We start from the raw sequence: 22,042 nt of genomic DNA on the forward strand, positions 1-22,042 counted from the left end.
TGTAGGCAGGCCGCCGCGGCGTGCCCCGGTTACGGCGGTACCCAACGCGCCCGCCATGCCTGGGTCCAGTGCTGCAAGGCCGCCGGCACGTCCACCGCGGCGGGCGCATCGGGCAAGCCCAACACGGACGCCGCGGCGCGCAGCGCGGCCACGGGGTCGTCCAGCGCCAGGGGCTGGGCGCCGTTTTGTTTGGACAGTTTCTCGCCGTGGGGGCCCAGCACCAGCGCGGTGTGCAGGTAACGCGGGGTGGGCACGCCCAGCGCCCGTTGCAGCACGATCTGGCGCGGGGTGTTGTCGGCCAGGTCCGCGCCGCGCACGATGTCGGTGATGCCCTGCGCCGCGTCGTCCACCACCACCGCGAGCTGGTAGGCCCACAGGCCGTCGGCGCGCTTGAGCACGAAGTCGCCCACCACGGCTTGGACGTCCTGGGCCTGCGGGCCCAGGCGGCGGTCCGTCCACTGCAGTGGCACAGGCAGCCCCAGGTCGGCCACCACCCGCTCCACGTGCAGCCGCCACGCCCGCGCGGGTCGCCCGCCCAGGCCGCCGCGCTCGGGCCGGCAGGTGCCCGGGTAGGGCAGCACCGCGTGCCGCTGGCGCACCACGCCCCGCGCGGCCCAGGCGGCTTCGATGTCGGCCCGGGTGCACGCGCATGGGTAGGCCCAGCCGGCCTGCGCCAGGCGCTCCAGCGCGGCTTGGTAGGCGTGGCCGCGGTGCGACTGCCACAGCACCGGTTCATCCGGCTGCAGGCCGCAGCGCGCCAGTTGCTGCAGGATGGCCGTGTCCGCGCCAGCCACGCAGCGGGGGGTGTCCACGTCTTCGATGCGAACGAGCCACACGCCGCCGTGGGCGCGGGCGTCCAGCCAACTGGCCAGCGCCGCCACCAGCGAGCCCGCGTGCAGCAGCCCCGTCGGCGAGGGGGCAAACCGCCCGCGGTACGGTCGGCGCAACGCCGCGGTGGCCATCAGCCCTCCAGCATCGCCAGCGCCAGCTCCAGCCCGGACACAAAGGCCTGTTCCACCCGGTGCCCCAGGCACCAGTCGCCACACAGCCCCAGGCGCTGCGCCCGGTCCCACAGGTACGGTTCACCCAGCGGGCGCTGGGTTTGGGCGTAGCGCCAGCGGTGCGCCACGGCCAGCGTGGGCTCGGCGCGCAGGCCGGCGACGTCGGCCAAACCCCGCAGCAGCTTGGCGGCGACGCGTTCGGCGTCGTCGTCCAGGTGCTCGGCCGACCACGCGGGGCTGGCCTGCACCACCCAGCGCTCGCAGCCGTGGCGGCCGGGCTTGCTGGTTTCGCGCGCCGCCCACGCCACGCGCGGGTGCTGGCAGCGCGCGGCGTCCCACGTTGGCCCCAGGGGGCCGTTGCTGTCGGCAAACGCCGCCAGCAGCGTCCAGCAGGGGGCCAGGTGCACCTCGGTCTGCAGGCGCGCGCACCAGTCGGGCGCCAGGGCGCTGGCTTGCAGCAGCGCCTCGGCTTGCGGCGCGGGCAGGGCCAACACCACCGCGTCATAGGGGCCCAGCGTGGCGGTGGTGGCGTCGTCGTCATGCTGCGCGCGCAGCCACCACTGGCCGGCGTGGTGCTGCAGCGACTGCACCCGGGTGCGCGTGTGCAGCCGGGCGCTGGCGTGGTCGGTCAGCAGTTGGTGCACCCACTGCCCCGGCAGGGCCTGCATGCCGGGGGTGGGCAGCCAACGCGTCTCGGTCGGCGGGGCTGGCTGCGCCAGCGGCTGGCCACCAGCGTCCAGCACGCGCGCAAAGTCGGCGTGCCAAGCCAGCACGGGGGCCTGGGTGGCCTGCAGCGCGGTGTGCAGCCGGGCGTCGCGCACGGTGAAAAACTGCGCGCCGTGGTCGAAGGTTCCGGCCTCGGTGGTCCGGGTGGCCATGCGACCTCCGGGTTGGCGGCCTTTGTCCAGCAGCGTCACGTGCCAGCCGGCGCGTGCCAGCGTGCGCGCCGCGGTGATGCCGGCCATGCCCGCGCCCACCACGGCCACGGGGCGGGGGGCGCCCGGCGTCTGCGGCGCAGGCGCGCTCAGCGGGGCACGCGCGCGGCGCGGGCGCGCAACGTGCGCAAGGGGCGGGGGCGTGGTGGGGCGCGGCATGGTGGCTCGACAAGGTTGTGGCAGCCACCAATCTACCAGAGCATGGCGTTGGGCCGGCAGCGCAGCAGCGCCGTGCGGGTGCGCTCGTCCGCCAACTGCTGCAGCCACCACGCCAACGCGCGCCCTGGTGGCGCCGGGTGGGGGTGGGCAGCGCCCAGGTGCCAGGCGTAGCCGGTGCGCGCCTGGCGCGGTGGCAGCGTGGTGGCGCAGGCGACCAAGCGGCCGCTGTCGATGTACGGTTGCACCAGGGGCTGCGGCAGCCAGCCGCAACCCAGGCCGCGCAGTTGCGCCTGCAGCTTCCATTCCATCGTGGGCACGGTCAGCACGTCCTGCCCGGGTTGCACGCCGTAGGTCAAGCCACCCCCGACACCGCTGTCGGCCACGGCGACGATACGGTGGGCACGGATTTGCTGCGGCGTCAGCGGTTCGGTGGCACGGGCCAACGGATGGTGCGGGGCCACCACGAAAACGAACCCCACTTCACCCAACGGCGCGCAGCCCACGCCAGCGGGCACCGGGCCGTCCAGCAGCACCCCAAGCGCCAGGTCGGCGTGGCCGGCCAGCAGGGCCTGCAAGGTGCCCGACAGCGTTTCGCTGCGCAGCCGCAGCCGCGTGGGAGCGCCCAGCGCGGCAAAGCGCTCGCACAACTCCAGCAGCGTGCGGGGGTCGATGACGGCGTCGGCGGCGATGGTCAGCTCGGCCTCCCACCCGGTGGCGATGCGGCGCACGCGCTGCGCCAGCGCCTCCCACGCCTGCAGCAACTCGGTGCCGGCGCGCAGCAGCTCCTCGCACGCTGGCGTGGGGCGCGCCCGGCCGCCGCGGCGGTCCAGCAGCAGCACGTCCAGCGCCTCTTCGAGGCGGCGCACACGGTACGTCAGCGCGCTGGGCACCAGCCCCAGTGCACGCGCCGCCGCGGCCAAGCTGCCGTGGCGCTGCACCGCGGCCAGCATCGCCATGTCCTGCGGGCCCAGCGCAGGCATCGGGATGGGGTCTTGGGGGATGCTCATTCAAAAAGTTTGAAGGTTGACACCGATGCCATTGCACCACGGACGCTGGCGCTTTGTCTACAGTGCGGCCATCGTCGCTGCTTGCAGTTTGCTGCCGAAAGACCACCGCCATGCTGACCCTGCGCCCTGCGGCCGAGCGTGGCCATGCCGACCACGGCTGGCTGCGCACCTGGCATTCGTTTTCGTTTGCGGATTACTACGACCCGCGCCACATGGGCTGGGGCAACCTGCGCGTTATCAACGAAGACATCGTTGCGCCGGGCACCGGCTTTGGCATGCACGGCCACCGCGACATGGAAATCATCACCTACATGCTGGCGGGCGAGCTGACGCACCGCGACAGCATGGGCCACACCGCCACGCTGCGCGCCGGCGAGGTGCAGCACATGAGCGCGGGCCGCGGCGTTATGCACAGCGAGATGAACCACGGCACGCAGCCCGTGCACCTGCTGCAAATCTGGATCCTGCCGCGCGTGCGTGGCATCGCGCCGAGCTACACCCAGGCGCCGATGGACATCACCGCCGGCCGTGGGCGGCTGGCGCCGGTGGCGCTGCCGGTGGATCACCCCGAGGCCGCGCCGCTGCGCATCCACGCGGACGCGGCCTTGTACGCCGCGCGGCTCGACGGCGCCGACACCACCCAACACCGGCTGGCGCCAGGGCGCCTGGGCTACGTGCACGTGGTGCGCGGGCGCTTGGCCGTCAACGGTGTGGCGCTGGCCGCGGGCGATGCCGCTTTGGCCCTGGACGAGCCGCTGCTGACCCTCGCCGACGCCCAGGCGGCCGAGGTGCTGCTGTTCGATCTGGCGCGGGCGTGAGCGCGCCCGTGTCATTGTGTTGACCATCAACCCCATCCTGATAGGAGGACTGCACATGCCCAACATCGTTGTTGTTTACCACTCGGGCTACGGCCACACCCAGCGCATGGCGCAAGCCGTGGCGGAAGGCGCCGGCGCGCGCCTCATCGCCATCGACGCCGACGGCAACCTGCCCGAAGGCGCTTGGGAGGAGCTCGACGCCGCCGACGCCATCGTCATGGGCAGCCCCACCTACATGGGCAGCGTGAGCTGGCAGTTCAAAAAATTTGCCGACGCGTCCAGCAAGCGCTGGTTTGCGCAGACCTGGAAGGACAAGCTCTTTGCCGGCTTCACCAACAGCGCCACGATGAACGGCGACAAGCTGTCCACGCTGCACTACCTGTTCACGCTGGCCATGCAGCACGGCGGCGTGTGGGTCGGCACGGGCATGCTGCCGTCCAACACCAAAGCGGCGCAGCGCAACGATGTCAACTACGTCGGCTCCAGCGCCGGGGCCATGGCCAGCACGCCGTCCGACGCCAGCCCTGCCGAGATGCTGCCGGGCGACCTGGAGACGGCGCGCCGTTTCGGGCAGCGCATCGCCGAAGTGGCGGCCCGCTGGGCGCGCTGAGGCTGGCCGCGGGTGGGTGGCGGCCTCCTACAATGCGGCCGCATGTTCGTTCACCTGCGCCTGCACACCGAGTTTTCCATTGTCGACGGCACCACCCGTGTCGATGACGCGGTGGCGCGTGCCGCCGACGATGGGCAGCCCGCGCTGGCCATCACCGACCTCAACAACCTGTTTGGCGGCATCAAGTTTTACAAGGCCGCCCGTAGCGCCGGCGTCAAGCCCATCCTGGGGGCGGAGGTCAACCTCACTGGCCTCGGGGGGCACGACCCCACCGCAGCCCTGTCGCCGGCCAGCCAGCCGCCGCGCGTGCTGCTGCTGGTGCACAACCACCGTGGCTACCTGAACCTGTGCGAGCTGCTGGCGCGCGCGTGGACGCGCGGCGTCGTGCGCGAACAGGCCTGGGTGCACTGGCCGTGGTTGCAGGAGCTGCACGAGGGCTTGATCCTGCTCAGCGGCGCCGCCGCCGGGCCGCTGGGGCAGGCGTTGCTGGCCGGCGATGCCGCCCGTGCCGAGGCCTTGGCGCGCCAGTTGGCCCAGACGTTCGAGCGGCGCTTTTACATCGAGCTGCAACGCGCCGGCCGCCCGGACGACGAACGCCACGTGCAGGCGGCGGTGCCGCTGGCCGCGCGGCTGGGCTTGCCGGTGGTGGCCACGCACCCCATCCAGTTTTTGGCGCCCGACGACTACGAAGCGCACGAAGCGCGCGTGTGCATCGCCGAGGGCGAAATCCTGGCCAACCCCAAGCGCGTGCGTCGCTTCACGCGCGAGCAGTATTTCAAGTCCAGCGCCGAAATGGCGGCGCTGTTTGCCGACGTGCCCTCGGCGCTGGCCAACGCCGTCGGCATCGCGCAGCGCTGCAACCTCACGCTGACGCTGGGCAAGCCGCGCTTGCCGGACTTTCCCATCCCACCGGTCAACGGTCAGCAGCTCGACACCGAGGCGTACTTTCGCCACGTGGCCCAGCAGGGCCTGGACGAACGGCTGCGGCTGCTGTACCCCGACGAGGCCGAGCGCCAGCGCCAGCGCCCGCGTTACGAGCAGCGGCTGGCGTTCGAGCTCGACACCATCGTCAAGATGGGCTTCCCGGGCTACTTCCTGATCGTGTCGGACTTCATCCAGTGGGCCAAGAACAACGGTTGCCCGGTCGGGCCGGGGCGCGGCTCCGGCGCGGGCTCGCTGGTGGCCTACGCGCTCAAGATCACCGACCTGGACCCGCTGCGCTACAACCTGCTGTTCGAGCGCTTCCTCAACCCCGAGCGGGTGTCGATGCCCGACTTCGATATCGACTTTTGCCAGGAAAACCGCGACCGCGTCATCGAGTACGTCAAAGCCAAGTACGGCCGCGACGCGGTCAGCCAAATCGCCACTTTCGGCACGATGGCCGCGCGCGCCGCCATCCGCGACGTTGGCCGTGTGCTGGACTTTCCGTACGGATTTTGCGATGGCATCTCCAAGCTCGTGCCCAACAAGCCGGGCATGAGCGTCACGCTGCAATACCCCCCCAACCCCAAAAAGGAAGGCGACAAAAACAACTACGCGCTGGAGTTGGAGCCGCTGCTGGCCGAGCGCGTGCGGCAGGAGGAGGAAGTGCGCCAGCTCATCGAACTGGCGCAAAAGCTCGAGGGCCTGACCCGCAACGTCGGCATGCACGCCGGTGGGGTGCTGATCGCGCCGGGCAAGCTGACCGACTTTTGTCCGCTGTACCAACAGCCCGGCAGCGACGCCGCGGTCAGCCAGTACGACAAGGACGACGTCGAGGCGGTGGGCCTGGTCAAGTTCGACTTTCTCGGCTTGGCCACGCTGACGATCCTGGAGCTGGCCAAGGCTTACATCGTCCAGCGTCACCCCGAGCTGCACGACTTCAGCTTCGAGCGCATTCCGCTGGATGACCCCGCCACCTACGAGCTGTTCCAGCAGGGCCGCACCGAGGCCGTGTTCCAGTTCGAAAGCCGCGGCATGCAAGCCATGCTGCGCGACGCCAAGCCCACCCGGCTGGAAGACCTGATCGCGCTCAACGCCCTGTACCGCCCGGGTCCGATGGACCTGATCCCGAGCTTCGTGGCGCGCAAACACGGGCGCGAGCCCGTGGAGTACCCGCACCCCCTGGTCGAGCCGGTGCTGGCCGAAACCTACGGCATCATGGTGTACCAGGAGCAGGTGATGCAGGTGGCCCAGGTGCTGGGCGGCTACACGCTGGGCGGCGCCGACCTGCTGCGGCGCGCCATGGGCAAGAAAAAGCCCGAGGAAATGGCCAAGCACCGCGCCATCTTCCGCGAAGGTGCGGCCAACAACGGCATCGACCAGGCCAAAGCCGACGAAATCTTCGACCTGATGGAGAAGTTCGCCGGCTACGGCTTCAACAAGTCGCACGCCGCCGCCTACTCGCTGCTGGCGTACCACACCGCGTGGCTCAAGGTGCACCACACGGCGGCGTTTTTCTGCGCCAACATGACCATCGAAATCGACGACACCGATAAGCTCAAGGTGCTCGTCGACGACGCGCGCACCTTTGACATCGAGTTCGAGCTGCCCGACATCAACCGCGGCACCTACCGCTTCGAGCCGGTCGGCGACGCGCGCATCCGTTACGGCCTGGGCGCCATCAAGGGCACGGGCCAACAGGCCATCGAGGCCATCGTAGCCGCGCGCGAAGGCCGCGGCGCCGGCGTGCGTGCCAGCCAGCGCGGCCCGTTCAAAAGCCTGTACGATTTTTGCGCCCGCGTCGACCGCGGCAAGGTCAACAAACGCACGGTCGAAGCGCTGATCAAGGCCGGCGCGTTCGACACCATCGAACCCAACCGCGCGGCGTTGCTGGCCTCGCTGGACCAGGCCTTCGAGTGGGCCGCCACGCAAGAGGCCAACGCCGCGCAGGGCGGGCTGTTCGACCTGCTGGGCGGGGCCAACCCCGACGCCTCCGACGCCGAGCCGCCGCTGGTGGCCGCCGAGCCGTGGAGCGTCAAGGAGCGGCTGGCGCACGAAAAAACCGCCATCGGCTACTACCTTTCGGGCCACCTGTTCGACGCCGCCGAAGCCGAGGTGCGCCGCTTTGCGCGCGTGCGCTTGGCCGACGTGCAAGACAGCCGCGAGCCCTTCATCGTCGCCGGCATCGTGGGGGGGCTGCGCGTCGTCAACGGCCAGCGCGGCAAGGTGGCCATCTTCACGCTGGACGACAAAACCGCCGTGCTCGAAGCCAGCGCCGACGAGTCGCTGTGGCTGGCGCAGCGCACGCTGCTGCGCGACGACGAGCTCATCGTCGCGCAGGTCACCGCGCAGCCGGACCGCTTTTCGGGCGGGCTGCGGCTGCGTGTGCAGCAGGTGTGGGACTTGCCCGCAGCGCGCTGCCGCTTTGGCAAGCACCTGCGCGTGGCGCTCAGTGGCGCGCACGTGCCCGACATCGGCGCCATCGTCGCCGCGCACCCGCCGCAGCGCGTCGTCACCGACGAAGGCGAGTTCACCCGTGCCCTGGGCGTGCGCGTGCGGCGCCTGCTGCCCCGCGCGAGCGCCGACTTGGTGCTGGACGAGCGCGCGCACTTCTACCCCAGCGACGACGCGTTGGCCGCCTGGCGTGCCGTGGCCCACGAGGGCCAGGCCGAGGTGGTGTACGAATAACCTCGTTTCTGGAGCACGGGCGGTTCACGGCAGCGGGCGGCCGCAGACCGAACACCTGTCCCGCGCAACGCTCACTCGTTGGGCCGAAAGCCCAGGATCAGCGTGGGCGGCACGCGGCCGTGTTCGTCGCGCGGCAGCCGCGCGGTGCGCTCGATCGCGCGCAGCACCGCCTCGTCCCAGGCGCGGTGGCCACTGCTTTTGAGCAGCCGGCTGCTCAGGATCGTGCCGTCGGGCAGGGTGCGCACCTCCACCTCGGCGCGTGGGTTGCCCGGCACCGTGTCGGCAAAGACGATGTTGGGCCGAATGTGCGCCACCAGCTTGCCGGCGTAGCTGGCCGATGGGGCCGCATCTTGCACATCGCTGCCGCGCGCGTGCGGGCCACCCGTGGCGCCGGCTTGGCCCAGCATGCGCTGCAGGTTGCGCTGGCGCTCGGCCTCGGCCTGCGCGGCCAGGGCGCGCTCGCGCTCCGCCCTGGCGCGGGCTTCGCGCTCGGCACGTTCCTGCGCGGCCTTGCGCTGGGCCGCCTCTTCGCGCGCGCGGCGTTCCCGCTCGGCCTGCTGGCGCGCTTCGCGCTCGCGCCGCTCGCGTTCGCGCTGCGCCTGTTCCTCGCGGCGGCGCTCCTCACGCTGGCGCTGCACCGCAATGTCCGCGGTGCGCGGCGCCACAGGCTCGGCCTGCGCCGGGGCGGGGCGGGGCGTGTCGGGCGCGCGCACCGGCGGCGCCGGCGGCTCGGGTTCCACCGCGCGCGGCGCGGCCATGCGTGGCACGCTGGCCCACAGCTCGGCGCTGGCCACCGCCGGGGTGTCGCGCTGCCAGCCAATGCCCCAGGCCAGCGCAGCCACCAGCGCCGCGTGCGCCAGCAGCGCCAGCGCCCACGCGCGCAGGTCGGCGCGTGGCGGCGGCGGCGTCAGGTCCAGGTCGTCGGCGGTGGCTTGCATCGTCAGGCGATCGGTGTGATCCGGCGGCGCACGCCAAGTTTCAGCGCCCACCCGCGCCATCGTGCCGCACCGCCAGCCCCACGCGCGCCACGCCGGCGCGCTGCAGCGTGTCCATCACCTGCATCACCTGCTCGTAGGTGGTGCGCTTGTCGGCGCTGATGATGACTGGCGTGCTGGCCGCCGCGTCGCCCTGCAGCGCGCGCACGCGCGCAGCCAGCTCGCGCAACGCCACCGGCTCGCCCTCGCCACCTTGGGTGCCGTCGCGCACCCGCAGCGCGCCGTCGCGCGCCACCGTCACGTGCACAAAGCGCTCCGGCTGGCGTGCCGCTTGCCCCACGCTGGGCAGCTCCACCTGCCCCGGCACGATCAGCGGCGCCGTCACCATGAAAATGATCAGCAGCACCAGCATCACGTCGATGAAGGGCACCATGTTGATCTCGGTGATGGCGCGGCGCGTTGAGCCGCGGGGGACGATGGCAGGCATGGTGTCGTCGGCTCCGTGGGGTAGGGCGGCGGTCCAGCGCAACCGGGGGCGTCAGTGCGGCGCGGCTCCCGCGTTGCGGTGCAGGATGTTGGAAAACTCCTCGATGAAGGTTTCCAGCCGGTTGGCCAGCCGGTCGATGTCGTGCGCAAAGCGGTTGTACGCCAGCACCGCCGGAATGGCCGCGAACAGCCCGATGGCCGTGGCGACCAACGCCTCGGCGATGGCCGGCGCCACCGTTGCCAGCGTCACCTGCGTCATGCTGGCCAGCCCGGTGAAGGCGTGCATGATGCCCCACACGGTGCCAAACAACCCCACGTAGGGCGACACCGACCCCACCGAGCCCAGAAACGACAGGTTGACCTCCAGCGCGTCCAGCTCGCGTTGGTAGGCGGCGCGCATCGCACGGCGCGCGCCGTCCAGCAACGCGTCGGGCTGGGCAATCCGGCGCTCACGCAGCTTGGTGAACTCGCGCATGCCGCTGGCAAAAATGCGCTCCATGGGGCTGCCGTCGCGCGCGCGCTGCAGCGCCACCTGGTACAGCTCCTGCAGGTGGCCGCCGGACCAAAACTCGCGCTCGAACGCGTCGGTCAACCGCTTGACGCGCCGGATGGCAAAAATCTTGCGCAAGATCGCCGCCCAGCTCGTCACCGACACGCCCAGCAGCAACAGCACCACCGCCTGCACCACCCACGAGGCGTTGCGCAGCAGCTCAATGATCGAAAACTCCTGGGGCATTCACGACTCCACAACAGGTTCCACGTAGGGCTGCAGCGCCTGCACGATGGCCGCCGGGATGCGCGCCGGCTGCAGCGCCGGCCCTTGCACCCAGCCGATGCGCACGCTGCCTTCGCACAGCACCGTGGCGCGCGCGGCGCCGTCGTCGCGCAGCGCGCGCTGCTGCAGCACGATCGACGCCCGTCCCAGCTCCGCCACGCGCGTCTCGATGCACAGCGCATCGTCCAGCCGCGCTGGGCGCTGGTAGCGCACCTGCGCGGCGCTGACCACGAACATGCCGCCCGTGGCCTCGCGCAGCGCGTGCTGCTGCAGGCCCAGCGTGCGCAGCCATTCGGTGCGGGCGCGCTCAAAAAATTTGAGGTAGTTGGCGTAGTACACGATGCCGCCGGCATCGGTATCCTCCCAGTACACCCGCACCGGCCAGCGGTGCGGCGCCACACCGGCGTCAGGGGCGGCGGGCCGGGTCACGCAGCACCTCCTCGCCGCGCACCAGCGGCGCCAGGCGGTTGAGCACGCCGTTGACAAACTTGTGCCCGTCGGTGCCGCCAAAGGCTTTGGCCAGCTCCACGCACTCGTTGATCACCACGCGCCAGGGCACGTCAGGGCAATGCAAAAACTCGTAGGCCCCGATCCACAGCACCGCGTGCTCGATCGGCGACAACTCGGCCAGCGGCCGGTCCAACAGCGGCGCCAGTCGCTCGTCCAGCTCGGCGGCCTGTTGGATGCAGCCGTGCAGCAGCGCATCGTAGTGCGCGCTGTCGGCCTTGTGAAACCCCGACAGGTCGCGCGTGAACTGGTCGATGTCGGTGGCGTCGTTGCGCCCCACCAGGTGTTGGTACAAGCCCTGCAGCGCAAATTCGCGCGCGCGCGTGCGGGCCGATTTTTCGGATGCTTTGGTCATGGGCCGTATTGTCCCAGACCACGCGCCCCCGGGCCAGCCACGCGCGGTCCCTCCGTCAGCCCGGCGGGTGGCGGCGCAGCAGGTGCGCCATCTCCACCGCCACGCGGGCCGCGTCGCGCGCTTTGTCGTCTTGCCGCGCCACCGCCTGCGCCAGGTTTTCCACGGTCAGGATGGCGTTGGCCACCGGGATATGGTGCTCCAGCGCCACGCGCGTGATGCCCGCGGCCGACTCGTTGCACACCAGCTCGAAGTGGTAGGTCTCGCCCCGGATCACGCAGCCCAGCGCGATCAGGGCGTCGAAGCGCTCGGTCTGCGCCAGCGCCTGCAGCGCCAGCGGCACCTCCAACGCACCGGGCACCTGCTCCAGCACGATGTCGCCCTCGGCCACGCCCAGCGCCGCCAGCTCCGCGCGGCACGCCGCGGCCAGCGCGTCGGTGATGCCCTGGTTGAAGCGCGCCTGCACGATGCCGATGCGCAGCCCGCGCCCGTCCAGCGCCGCGGTGCTGCCCTTGTCCGCTCCCATCATGTCGAGGGTCCTTCCATCGAAATCGGGGGTTGTTCAAAGCCCACCACCTCCAGCCCATAGCCGGTCATGCTGGGCATGCGCCGCGGCTGCCCCAGCAGCACCATGCGGTGCACGCCGCAGTCGCGCAAAATTTGCGCCCCAATGCCGTAGGTGCGCAGGTCCATGCGGCCGCGCTGCGGCGCATCGGTGGTGGGGGCACTGCCGCCAAACTGCTGCAACAACTGCTCGCCGCTTTCGCCGGCGTTGAGCAGCACCGCCACGCCGCGGCCGGCGTGCTGCAGGTGGCGCAGGCTGGCCTCCAGGCTCCACGAGTGGGTGCGCCGCCCAAGCTCCAGCGCATCCAGCACCGACAGCGGCTCGTGCACCCGCACGGGGATCGCGTCCGCTGCCGCCCACGCGCCCACCACCAGCGCCAGGTGCACGGCGCCGCTGACGCGGTCGCGGTAGGCGTGGGCCGTGAACGTGCCCCACGCCGTGGTCAGCGGTCGGCTGGCCACGCGCTGCACCAGGCTCTCGGCGCGGCTGCGGTGCTCGATCAGGTCGGCGATGGTGCCGATCTTGAGTCCGTGCTGCGCGGCAAAACGTTGCAAATCCGGCAGCCGCGCCATCGTGCCGTCGTCGTTCATGATCTCGCAGATCACCGCCGCCGGGGTGCAGCCGGCCATCGCCGCCAGGTCGCAGCCGGCTTCGGTGTGCCCGGCGCGCATCAGCACCCCGCCGTCCACCGCCTGCAGCGGGAACACGTGCCCGGGCTGCACCAGGTCTTCCGGGCGGGCGTTGGGCGCCACCGCCACGCGGATGGTGTGCGCGCGGTCGGCGGCCGAAATCCCGGTGGTCACGCCCTCGGCAGCTTCGATCGACACGGTGAACGCCGTGCCCATCTTGGTGCCGTTGCGCGGCACCATCGGCGGCAGGCGCAACTGCTCACAGCGCTGGCGCGTCAACGTCAGGCAAATCAGCCCGCGGCCGTACTTGGCCATGAAGTTGATCGCCTCGGGCGTCACATGGTCGGCCGCCAGCACCAGGTCGCCCTCGTTTTCGCGGTCTTCCTCGTCCACCAGGATGACCATACGGCCGGCGCGCAGCTCGGCGACGATTTCATCCACACTGGCGATCGGCGCCAGCGGTGCGTCGTGTGTGGGGGTGTTCATAAGGGCCTGTTTGGGGTCGGGTGCACCCCGGCGCGCGGGCGGCGCGCCAACGCACCCACCCGCGCAATCAGGCCGGGGTGGCCTGTACGCCCAGCGCCAACATGCGCTCGACGTAGCGCGCAATCATATCCACCTCCAGGTTCACGCGCCGCCCGGCGGACAGCGCCCCCAGCGTGGTGTGCTGCACCGTGTGCGGGATCAGGTTGATGCTGACCCCGCAACCGTCGGGGCGGTCGTGCACCTGGTTGACGGTCAGGCTCACCCCATTGACCGTGAGCGAGCCCTTGTACGCCAGGTAACGCGCCAGCGGCCGCGGGGCCAACACCTCCAAGCGCCACGACTCGCCCACCGGCGTCAACGCCAGCACCGTGCCCACGCCGTCCACGTGCCCGCTGACGATGTGGCCCCCCAACCGGTCGGTGGCGCGCAGCGCCTTTTCCAGGTTCACCGCGCCGGGCGCGTCCAAGCCGACCGTGCGCGCGAGCGACTCGGCCGACACATCCACTGTGAAAACGCCCTGTCCACCGTCCAGCGTGGTGACGGTCATGCACGCGCCCTGGATGGCGATGCTGTCGCCCAACCCCACGTCGGCCAGGTAGTCGGGCGTGGCTTGCACCGCGAGCCGCACGCCGTGCTGTGGGCCGTCGCCCAGCGGAGCGACGTGGGTGATGTGGCCGATGTGGGTGATGATGCCGGTGAACATGCGTGGGGTACGGGGTCAGGGGAACGTCACGGACATATTACCGCAGGTGGCGTAGACCGTTTGCGAAGCGAGAATTGTTGTCCCATCACTGTCGATGTGCTTGATTACAATGGGTGAGCCAGTGCCTGTGCCTACGTTGCACACATACGCGTCGGTCACCCCGGTGGCGATGCATGATCCGGCCACGCTGCCAGCCTGGAATGTGACCGAACCCTCCGTGATGCCTTCAACGTATACATAGGTTAAACAGCCAGTGATGCCGGATTGAGTGCCAGCGAGAAAACTCGACGGGCACGCTGGATTTTCTGCACCGGCTGCGCTTTGGAGGCAGAACTTGTCCCCAACGTTGTAGTTAAACTCACTAGAAAGGGCGCTATATGTGCCTTTAGATTCGAAGTCGCCGGTGGAGGGGCATGAATTGTCCTGCGTTAACAAAAAATGATGTTTTTCGGCGGTGCCTGCATTATTGAAATAGCTGGCGGCGTTGGCCGACAGGCTGTAATTTGATGGTTTCATTGTGCCTGCAGCGGGATAGGTGACGTTGGCAATGGTGCCGGTGATGCTAAATTGATTGTTGCCTGTGGTGACAAACCCGCGGTAGGCACGCCGTGAGCTGTTGATTAGCTTTACAGTATTTTTGTTGCCCTGCGTCTCGGACGTCGCGGGGCTGGTCGCAAACGTTGTTTCATTGTTATAGTTGGAGGCACCCAAACAGGTTATCCACTTTTTCCCCGAGCTCGACACGGGTTCGATGCCGATATTTCCGTACCATTCTGGTCCCGTGTAGCATTTGTAATTCCAGTAATAAAATTTACTGCTGCCGATCTGGGTGGGGCTGTTATCTATTACGCATTGACCGTAGGATGATATCCGTATCTTGGGGGTGATGGCATTATTGTCGGCAAATACTTTGCCTTCGATGGTGACGAAATTTGTTGTGGTGCAGTCACCGCCACAGTCGAGCTCCAGTGTATTTTTGTTGCTCGAGTCGAGTAACATGAGGCGGTTGTCCTTGGTCGCGACTTTGTAGCCCCCAAGGGTGTTTTCCCGAACGTTTGCACCGGCTACAACCTGAAAATCACCCGGCCGCGCACGCCCGGTCGGCGCATTGAACGCGAGCCCGCTCGTGCCGCCCCCTGCATTGTTGGTTGGCCCTGTCGCGGCGGCCAATGCGCAAGTGTCTGTCGTCAACAGTGTGCCGGTATAACTTGGCTTGGGGTTCATCTGGCTACCAGTGGCCGTGACGGTAAGGCTTATCACCGCTGCTTGCGGAAATGACACGCTGGCGCTAAGTGCCAAACTGCCACGGTTATGGAAGGTAGTCACCGCGCTGCTGGCAGCGTTTTGTAGTGCGGAACGAAGAGTGTTTGAATCAATGCCAACGCCACAGTTCGCCGCGTACGTGGCGCGGATGGCCGCCAGCGCGTATTCATAGGCACCGCGTACCGCTTGCATTTCGACGGTGTGATCCCGCGCTTCGCGGGTAGCTTGCGATGTTACAGTCTGCAAGCGCCCAAATGCGCCAACCCCGACCAGCACGATTGCAAGTGACACCAATGCCTCAACAAGCGCGTAGCCGTGTACCAGTTGGTTGCGCCTACGCTGGTCGATCACGCGGTATGTCCGTTTCATGATATCACCAGTCTTTCCAGCTACCGGGAATGGCTTGGGGTTTGCCTGCGCCGGCGAAGGGTTGATAATTTAGATTGGGATAAGGATCATAAACAATGGTGGTATTGCCAGACCCGCCGCCCGCATTCTTGGACAGCACTGCGCCATAGATGGTCGTATTTCCAGTGGTGGAAAAGGTTCCCATGGAAATAATGCTGCCATAAAACGTCCCTTTTATCTGTACGTTACCATCAACGACCAGCAGGATGGGTGCGGACGCGGAGCCGTATGTGGTATTCCCACTGATGTCGAGGTCGCCATGCACATAAACCACGCGCGCACGTGGGGTACCGTTGTTCATGACGGAATCAAAGCTGCTGCTTGAGGGTGGATATCCATATGTTGTCTGAAAGTTGCCCCGCAAGTCGACCGTCCAACCAGCATAATAGTTAACAAAAGCTTGTCGACTCATGCCGGTACCGAGGCTGGCCTGGAGAAAATCGTCGGAAGTAAGTCCTGAGAGTGTCAATAAGGTTGGATCGTTGTCGATGATGTCCAGGCCTACGATGCTGTTATTGTTGCCCATGTTGGTGGAGCAAGTGTATCCTGCAGGCACGTTGTTGCAGTTCGGGCCTGCATTGGTCGCGCGGTAGTCGCGTGTTTCTGGTGTTGGATTGGGGTCGGTAGCGGTATTCCGAATTAATGTGTTGATGGTGGCGTTTTGTGCGCTCAAATTGCCGCCGGCCCAGATGGTAAAGTCATTGAAATAATTGATTACGGTTGCGCTTCCGCCGATATTGGCGGCCCCGCCTGTGAGTAAAGGGGTTGGGAACTGACGCCCTCCCTGGGTGGGGTTGGTGCCTATTAGGCGTTCGGTGACACGCTCAATGGCAGTTGCATCATCGCTGCGCCCAACGGCGACGATGATCGTTGGCATAGAACCACCGCTGCCGCATAAAGCTGTAGGCGACGATGGCCATGCATTTATCGCGCTTTCGCTTGAGCAGACCGCGGCTTTCATGTTTGTGGTATCAAGACTCGTATTTGCCGCGTTATTTGCGTAGTTAGCCTTGAGCGTCTCCAGGGCTGACATGGCGTTGATGAAGGCTTGCTGCTGTGCCTTTTGGTTGCGCAGCATGACGTATTCCGCAATCGTCGTGCGGTTAAGTGTAAGCGCCAGCAGTGTCGCAGCTAAAACCAGCACGACCGTGATTAGCAGCGAGGCCAAGCCATGCTGACGGGTTTGGTAGAGGGGGCGTAGCATGGTTGATGTCGATGGATTTGTCCGGTTTACAGAATGCGATCATTCGGTAGACGCACCGATGTTCGCACGGTCATACTGGGTAAGTCGCTTTGCCGCACGGATTGGCCGGTCAACACGATGTATGCAGTTCGTATTTCGCGGCGACTGATGCCGGTGCACGGCGTGGTTTGTTCGGGGGCGGTTTGGGTTGCGCTCTGGGGGCCTAAAGGCACGCATTGATAGCCCAATGTAACGGTAAATGTTGTAATGCGAAGCGTGCGTGGATCTGTTAACGGCATCCATGCGGGATGGCTGTCACATGTGCTGCTGCTCGAGGTATCCAGATTCGTTTGTTCGAGTAGCATTTGAATTGTGTTGTTGTTTAGACGAAAGCCGAAAAAATTATCGTTTGCAGTGGTGGTCATTGTGTTGTCGTAAGCAAAGAGCACACAGGTTTCGCTCTTGTGTGAAAAAATATCGGTTGCGGGTGCTGTTCGTTTTGTAAACCGGTTGGTTGAGAAAGTTGCCTGACTGTCGTACCCGGCGCGCCGTAGCTCGGCGGCAATGATGTCAGCTGTGCGCCGTAGTTGGTACTGAACGTCGAGCTGTGCTGACATCGTACCCCCTGTGCGCGTTGCGGCCAGAAAGCTCCCGCCTATCATAACCGTGACCAGCAGCGCTACCGTCATACCCACCATGAGCTCGACCAGCGATACCCCGCGCTGATCTGAGGGGTGTGCGTCTGTCGCGTAAGGACTTAACATACCGGCACCTCGCCCAACGGCTGTTTCCCTGTGGGTGTGCACATGCGGCTGACACCGAGGCGATTGAGGGTGATAGTAATCGCGTAATTGCTGTTGTTGGCAATAGTTAGCGCGACATCGTTTCCGCCACCAAAATTAAGCAAGCCGCGTCGGTCGATGGTGATTCGCACGTTGGCCGCGTTGGTTCCATCAATGGTGGCTGTGACCGTACAGGCGCTGCAAGACTTGGATGGTGCGATCCGCAAGTACCCTGTGGCGCAGTCGGTCTGGTTGTTTGTGGTGAGACATGCCACATTGCGCGATGTATCCACAATGAGAAGAGTGTCGGAGCTGTTGGTGGCGCCTAAATGGCGTCGCGAACTGCTTTCTGTAATACCGCTGGCGATCAGGTTTTGAAGTTCAGTTGCGGCGCGAATGATGTCGCGCCGCACAATATATTCGCGTAGGGAGGGTGCGGCGACTGTGGCAACGATGGCGATGATGGCCACGGTGACCATCAGTTCGATTAAGGTGACGCCGCGGTGGGCGACCGGCTTTAGTTCCAGCATGATGTGGGGGATCGTGTGCCTGTGCTCGATATGGTTAATATTGTGCAGTTGGTGTCGCGTTTTGCAAATGTTGACTCACTTTTGGCGGTGGCGGTTAGCTGGTAGGTTGTGGCTGATGTTATGGTGCCACTGATCGTGTATTCACTGCTCACCGCCGGATCGACGCGCGTGCTGACAATGGTGTTAATGTCGATCTGATTGTAGGCTTTGGAATAAAGCTGCTTTTCTACTTCGAGGGCAACGTCCTGCAGGGCCGTCTGCGCGGCGCCGCGCGTTGCTTTTATCCGGTAGTTGATGTAGGCCGGATACGCGATCATCGCCAAGATTCCGACGATCGCTACGGCGACCATGAGCTCAATCAGAGAAAAGCCGCGTGGCGAATGGGTGATGACGCGTATTGTGGGGGGGTGCATACCAGGCCTCGATATCAGTTCGGACATAGCTTAATGTTTGGTAGCGCGCCGTCGAGGCGTTACCGACGACCGGCGCGCTGCGGGCGCCAAGCGGTCGAGGTGTTCCTCAACGACGCCGCGTGCCCCGACCAGCCTAAGCTACCGCGGACATCGGGCGCATTGTCTATGTGTTGTCGGTGGGATCACTCGCTTCCTCGGGCGTCGGCTTGGCTTGTGGCCGCACCCACGGTTGACGATGGGGGCGGACGCCCCGGCACCGGTGCTTCAAGCCAGGCCTGCCATGGTAGGTCCGGCCAGTTTGCTCGGTCCTTGCCTAATTCCGGCCATTCCTTGACGGCTTGTTCACACAAGCCAGGATGGAACATGCTGCACAGGCGCTGACCGTACCAGGCGGCCGATTGTGCGTCGCCGCGGTATGCATAGGCCAGGGTGGTCCTCCACAGCAGGCCGGGCAGCGGGTACCCGTGCGCCGTTCGCACCAACTGTTGCATTTCCTCGTCAGACAAGGCTGCGATGTCACTGGTGGGACGCGTGAGCCAGTCGAGGCGGGCGAGCAGCCCGGGGTAGAGCGCGCGCGACCAGGGGTGGACCGCCGGCAGCCCGACGCGTACTGCGTTTGTTCCCTGTTGCCTCAGTAGCGTGTACAACTTTTCGACTTCCAGGTAGCCCCGCCAAATGGGATACGCCGCCGCTACGCTCAGCATCAGCCACACCAAGCTGGCCAGCAGTGGCCATCGCAGATGTATGGGCCGCCCAGGCGCGCCTGTCAGGTGACCCGCGAGCAAACACCACAACCAAAGAAAAAAACCGTAGTGCAGCGGGTACTCCAGCAATGCGTGCACCAGCATGGCAGTCCCCATCAGCCAGACCCAAAGTTGGGCAGGTTCTTGCGCTGCACGCCATGCGCGCCACCAGAGCCACGCCACACAGGCTGCCACGGTTGCCCCGAGGGGGATGCCGAACATCAACAGCAGGTCCAGCACCGTATTGTGGGCGTGGGCAGCAATGCGGTAGTCAATGGCCCCGTAGACCGGGCTCAGACGTAAGTGCGCTTCGGCCATCGCAGTCAGGCCATGGCCCCACCAAGGCGATTCCAGCACAGCAGCCCAAGCCATGCTCCACAGCCGAAGGCGCGCGCTGTCGGAGGTGAGCGATCGATCCTCCGGCGGGGACGGTAGCCCAAGCGCTTCCGCCAGCGGCGGCATGATTAATTCCAGTACGAGCAGCAGCCCGATGGGTGCGAGCGACCAAGCCAGTAAAGATGATCGAAGCTTTTGGCCACGCCAGCGCAGCCAACAAGCCACCAAGATCGGCGCCAATATCAGATTGAGCGTCGCCGTGCGAGACCCACTCAGGTACACGCCAAAGGTTAGGGCTGCTGCGCCGAGCCCAGCCAACCACGGTGCCAGACGCCGGGCCCATGGGTGTTGCCAGGGCCTGAGCGTCAGGTGCAGCACACTCCAAAAGCCCACGATCAACAACGTCCCGAAATTGTTGGCCTGAGCAATGTTGGACGCGGTGCGGCCACCGCCCTGGCTTGGAAAGAAAAATGCCGGATCCCAATCACCTTTGGCTAGAGTACCTGTCCATTGCAACGTAGCCACAACGACGGAAAGAAGAGCCGCGATGGCAACCGGCCAAAGCACCATATCAATGCCCCGAGGCGCTTTACGCTGCGCTCCGATATGGTGAGCCAGCACCGCAACAACCATGTACGCACCCCAAACCCAGGTTTGTTCCAACACGGCATTACCGTGAGCGCATAGGGTGTGCATCAAGGGCAAGACGAAGAGCGTTGCGCAGATGGTGTGAAACCGAATATCGAACGTTGGGGATCGGTCAAGATAAATTGAGAGCACCAGTATGATGGCGACTGCGAAGAGAAGCTCGTTATAAAATGTGCTCCAGGGAGTTAGATGGAGTGGAAATACGAATGCAAGTGCCAACAACACCGTCGTTAGGACGATCATCAGCTGATGGCTTATCCGTTGTGGTGTCGTCATGTGGTTCGGTTTAAAAAAACAAGGCGCCAGCCGGCGCCTTGATAGTAGTTTAAGTAATGGGGGATCAAGTTCCAGAGAGGCTGCAATTGCCGGTACTAAGATCGCATGACGCTGTTTTAGTGCCCGGGTTCTTAGGTGTGCCGACCAGTGTTCCTGTCGAGCTTAAGGTTACTGATGTTGGGTTCCACGATTGACATGCTCCCGTGGTTGGTAGTGACCCGCTTCCGGGTAATAGATTGGAGTCCTGATTGGCAATGGCTGCGACGATCGCATTGGTGAAACTTTTTGCTTCACCCAGGCAAGCATTTTCTGCTGACTTCTTTGTGTAGCTCCGATATTGCGGCAACGCAATCGCCGCCAAAATCCCGATGATCGCCACGACGATCATCAGCTCGATGAGCGTGAAGCCCTGTTGGACACGTTTCATGATGAACCTCCAATGATGGACACAAGATGGCCCTGCGGGTGCAGGGTTGTGTTCATCCTAGCACAGGGCGTGCCAGCTCAGGCGCGGTGGGCTCGGCTCGTGCCCGCCCCTGTGGCGATGGTGCGACGGTGGGGTGGCGGATGTCAAGGTGACATCAAAAATTGACGTGAAAGGTTGATGTGAACGGTGTGGCTTGATGGGGTGCGTGGCGGCCCCCTTTGGAGGGGCCGGGGTGTTGCGCGACAATGCAACCCCGATGGACGGGTTGCGTGTGGCCACCTACAACATCCACAAGGGTGTGCAGGGTGTGGGGCCGCTGAAGCGGCTGGAGGTGCACAACCTGGCGCACGCGGTGGCGGCGCTGGGTGCGGACGTGGTGTGCCTGCAGGAGGTGCGGGCGTACCACCGCCGGCTGCAACGGCGCTTTGGTCACTGGCCGGTCGGCGACCAGGCGCAGTTTTTGGCGCCGCCGGGCTACCACGCGGTGTACCGCACCAACGCCGTCACGCGCCACGGTGAGCACGGCAACGCTCTGTTGAGCCGCTACCCTGTGCTGCACCACGCGCACCGGGATGTGTCCGACCACCGGCTGGAGCAGCGTGGCTTGCTGCACGTGACTTTGGCGGTGCCGCGCGGCGGGCAGACCGTGGCGCTGCACGTGGTGGTGGTGCACCTGGGGTTGATCCACGCCAGCCGCGTGCGGCAGGTGCGTGCGTTGGGCGAATACCTGGCCCAGGCGGTGCCGCCCGCGGCGCCGTTGGTGGTGGCCGGTGACTTCAACGACTGGGGGCAGCGCCTCCACGCCCCGCTGGCGGCCTTGGGGCTGCGCACGGCGCCGCAAGCCCACGTGCCCACCTACCCGGCACGCTGGCCGCTGCTGGCGCTGGACCGCGTGTACGCGCGTGGCCTGCGCGTGGTGGCGTTGCACGCCCCGCACGGCCCGGGGTGGGCGCGTTGGTCCGACCACCTGCCGCTGGTGGCCCAGTTGCAATGGGCGTAAACACGGCGGGCGGCGCGCCAAGCCGGGCGCGCGTCACCCCACCCGCGTGTCCCACCCCACGATTTGCCGCTTGCTGCGGCTGAACTCCACGCCGACTTCGATCACACGCTCCACGCCCGGCGCGCCGCGGTGCTTGGCCGCGTAGTCCTTGGCCTGCAGCTGCCGCAGCGCCTCGCCCGTGCCCTGGTCGCCCTCCACGACCTTGAACTCGAACACCCACGCGGTGCCGGCGTGCTTGACGGTGAGGTCACACTGGCCTTCGTTGCTGACATCTTCAGCGATGATCTCCACCCCGAGGCTGGCCAGGTGGCTGTAGCAGACGCTGGCAAAGTAGCCCTCGTACTGCGCAATCGGGTTGGCACGGTACCAGTCGTGTGGGATGGAGGCGAACAGCCGCTCGAAGTGGGCGCGTAAGGCTTGCGCGTCGGCGCTGGCCAGCATGCGGCGCAGCAGCAG

23 protein-coding genes are annotated in these 22,042 nt (G+C 66.3%); 4 read left to right on the forward strand and 19 right to left on the reverse strand.

The window, feature by feature from the left end:
• Positions 1-29 precede the first annotated feature (29 nt).
• From gluQRS to EDC36_RS11475, 3 genes are read right to left on the reverse strand one after another with little or no spacing between them, the layout of a single operon-like run.
• Positions 30-962, reverse strand: a complete 933-nt coding sequence (gluQRS, locus tag EDC36_RS11465; protein WP_132963402.1) for a tRNA glutamyl-Q(34) synthetase GluQRS — start codon at positions 960-962, stop codon at positions 30-32.
• Entirely contained in the window at positions 962-2,095 is a 1,134-nt protein-coding gene (locus EDC36_RS11470) for an NAD(P)/FAD-dependent oxidoreductase (protein ID WP_132963403.1), read from the reverse strand. Before EDC36_RS11470 ends, gluQRS begins: the two co-directional genes overlap by 1 nt.
• Positions 2,096-2,127: 32 nt before the next feature.
• Positions 2,128-3,102: a LysR family transcriptional regulator gene (locus EDC36_RS11475; protein ID WP_132963404.1), complete on the reverse strand. Its 975-nt coding sequence runs from the start codon at positions 3,100-3,102 to the stop codon at positions 2,128-2,130.
• A gap of 110 nt (positions 3,103-3,212) precedes the next feature.
• On the opposite strand from EDC36_RS11475, the gene EDC36_RS11480 reads away from it, so the two are divergent.
• Genes EDC36_RS11480 through dnaE form a run of 3 tightly spaced genes read left to right on the forward strand, consistent with a single transcriptional unit; the run spans position 3,213 to position 8,139 of the window.
• A complete protein-coding gene (locus EDC36_RS11480) occupies positions 3,213-3,920 on the forward strand; it encodes a pirin family protein (protein WP_132963405.1) in 708 nt (235 codons plus the stop codon).
• A gap of 55 nt (positions 3,921-3,975) precedes the next feature.
• Positions 3,976-4,530: a flavodoxin family protein gene (locus tag EDC36_RS11485; protein ID WP_132963406.1), complete on the forward strand. Its 555-nt coding sequence runs from the start codon at positions 3,976-3,978 to the stop codon at positions 4,528-4,530.
• Positions 4,531-4,572: 42 nt separating this feature from the next.
• On the forward strand, positions 4,573-8,139 hold the full coding sequence (gene dnaE / locus EDC36_RS11490) for a DNA polymerase III subunit alpha (protein WP_132963407.1): 3,567 nt from the start codon (positions 4,573-4,575) through the stop codon (positions 8,137-8,139).
• Positions 8,140-8,210: 71 nt separating this feature from the next.
• Here the strand turns inward: dnaE and tolA are convergent, their stop codons facing one another.
• The 15 genes from tolA to EDC36_RS13540 all read right to left on the reverse strand — a co-directional run bounded on the left by tolA (position 8,211) and on the right by EDC36_RS13540 (position 20,586).
• Positions 8,211-9,077, reverse strand: coding sequence for a cell envelope integrity protein TolA (tolA, locus tag EDC36_RS11495; protein ID WP_132963408.1), 867 nt, complete (start codon positions 9,075-9,077; stop codon positions 8,211-8,213).
• A gap of 40 nt (positions 9,078-9,117) precedes the next feature.
• Positions 9,118-9,561, reverse strand: coding sequence for an ExbD/TolR family protein (locus EDC36_RS11500; protein ID WP_132963409.1), 444 nt, complete (start codon positions 9,559-9,561; stop codon positions 9,118-9,120).
• Between the two features lie 51 nt (positions 9,562-9,612).
• Positions 9,613-10,296 (reverse strand): protein TolQ, encoded by a 684-nt coding sequence (gene tolQ / locus EDC36_RS11505; RefSeq protein WP_132963410.1) that lies wholly within the window; start codon positions 10,294-10,296, stop codon positions 9,613-9,615.
• Complete coding sequence (ybgC, locus tag EDC36_RS11510) at positions 10,297-10,764, reverse strand: tol-pal system-associated acyl-CoA thioesterase (protein WP_132963411.1); 468 nt, start codon at positions 10,762-10,764, stop codon at positions 10,297-10,299. It abuts the gene before it with no gap.
• Positions 10,742-11,197 carry a transcription antitermination factor NusB gene (gene nusB / locus EDC36_RS11515; protein ID WP_132963412.1) on the reverse strand — a complete coding sequence of 152 codons (456 nt, stop codon included), beginning with the start codon at positions 11,195-11,197 and terminating at the stop codon, positions 10,742-10,744. The genes ybgC and nusB overlap by 23 nt, the downstream gene beginning before the upstream one ends.
• A gap of 55 nt (positions 11,198-11,252) precedes the next feature.
• Positions 11,253-11,723 (reverse strand): 6,7-dimethyl-8-ribityllumazine synthase, encoded by a 471-nt coding sequence (gene ribH, locus EDC36_RS11520; protein WP_132963413.1) that lies wholly within the window; start codon positions 11,721-11,723, stop codon positions 11,253-11,255.
• Positions 11,720-12,874 carry a bifunctional 3,4-dihydroxy-2-butanone-4-phosphate synthase/GTP cyclohydrolase II gene (gene ribBA / locus EDC36_RS11525; protein WP_132963414.1) on the reverse strand — a complete coding sequence of 385 codons (1,155 nt, stop codon included), beginning with the start codon at positions 12,872-12,874 and terminating at the stop codon, positions 11,720-11,722. Before ribBA ends, ribH begins: the two co-directional genes overlap by 4 nt.
• A gap of 67 nt (positions 12,875-12,941) precedes the next feature.
• On the reverse strand, positions 12,942-13,577 hold the full coding sequence (locus tag EDC36_RS11530) for a riboflavin synthase (protein ID WP_132963415.1): 636 nt from the start codon (positions 13,575-13,577) through the stop codon (positions 12,942-12,944).
• A 15-nt stretch (positions 13,578-13,592) separates the two neighbouring features.
• A complete protein-coding gene (locus EDC36_RS11535; RefSeq protein ID WP_132963416.1) occupies positions 13,593-15,209 on the reverse strand; it encodes a type IV pilus modification PilV family protein in 1,617 nt (538 codons plus the stop codon).
• Positions 15,210-15,213: 4 nt separating this feature from the next.
• Entirely contained in the window at positions 15,214-16,452 is a 1,239-nt protein-coding gene (locus tag EDC36_RS11540) for a hypothetical protein (protein WP_132963417.1), read from the reverse strand.
• A 26-nt stretch (positions 16,453-16,478) separates the two neighbouring features.
• Positions 16,479-17,195 (reverse strand): PilW family protein, encoded by a 717-nt coding sequence (locus EDC36_RS11545; RefSeq protein ID WP_132963418.1) that lies wholly within the window; start codon positions 17,193-17,195, stop codon positions 16,479-16,481.
• Positions 17,189-17,743, reverse strand: a complete 555-nt coding sequence (locus EDC36_RS11550; protein ID WP_132963419.1) for a prepilin-type N-terminal cleavage/methylation domain-containing protein — start codon at positions 17,741-17,743, stop codon at positions 17,189-17,191. The genes EDC36_RS11545 and EDC36_RS11550 overlap by 7 nt, the downstream gene beginning before the upstream one ends.
• Positions 17,731-18,156 (reverse strand): type IV pilin protein, encoded by a 426-nt coding sequence (locus tag EDC36_RS11555; protein WP_165902864.1) that lies wholly within the window; start codon positions 18,154-18,156, stop codon positions 17,731-17,733. The genes EDC36_RS11550 and EDC36_RS11555 overlap by 13 nt, the downstream gene beginning before the upstream one ends.
• A 182-nt stretch (positions 18,157-18,338) precedes the next feature.
• Positions 18,339-20,159 (reverse strand): PglL family O-oligosaccharyltransferase, encoded by a 1,821-nt coding sequence (locus tag EDC36_RS11560; protein ID WP_132963421.1) that lies wholly within the window; start codon positions 20,157-20,159, stop codon positions 18,339-18,341.
• A 64-nt stretch (positions 20,160-20,223) separates the two neighbouring features.
• Positions 20,224-20,586, reverse strand: a complete 363-nt coding sequence (locus EDC36_RS13540; RefSeq protein ID WP_132963422.1) for a pilin — start codon at positions 20,584-20,586, stop codon at positions 20,224-20,226.
• A 256-nt stretch (positions 20,587-20,842) separates the two neighbouring features.
• Between EDC36_RS13540 and EDC36_RS11570 the strand changes: the two genes are divergently transcribed.
• On the forward strand, positions 20,843-21,586 hold the full coding sequence (locus EDC36_RS11570) for an endonuclease/exonuclease/phosphatase family protein (protein WP_132963423.1): 744 nt from the start codon (positions 20,843-20,845) through the stop codon (positions 21,584-21,586).
• Positions 21,587-21,619: 33 nt separating this feature from the next.
• Here EDC36_RS11570 and EDC36_RS11575 read toward each other — a convergent pair.
• Positions 21,620-22,042: PD-(D/E)XK nuclease domain-containing protein (locus tag EDC36_RS11575; protein ID WP_207895078.1), on the reverse strand; the 423-nt coding region annotated here is incomplete at its 5' end.

The sequence above is a fragment of the Tepidimonas ignava genome (assembly GCF_004342625.1).
Taxonomy (GTDB): domain Bacteria; phylum Pseudomonadota; class Gammaproteobacteria; order Burkholderiales; family Burkholderiaceae_C; genus Tepidimonas; species Tepidimonas ignava.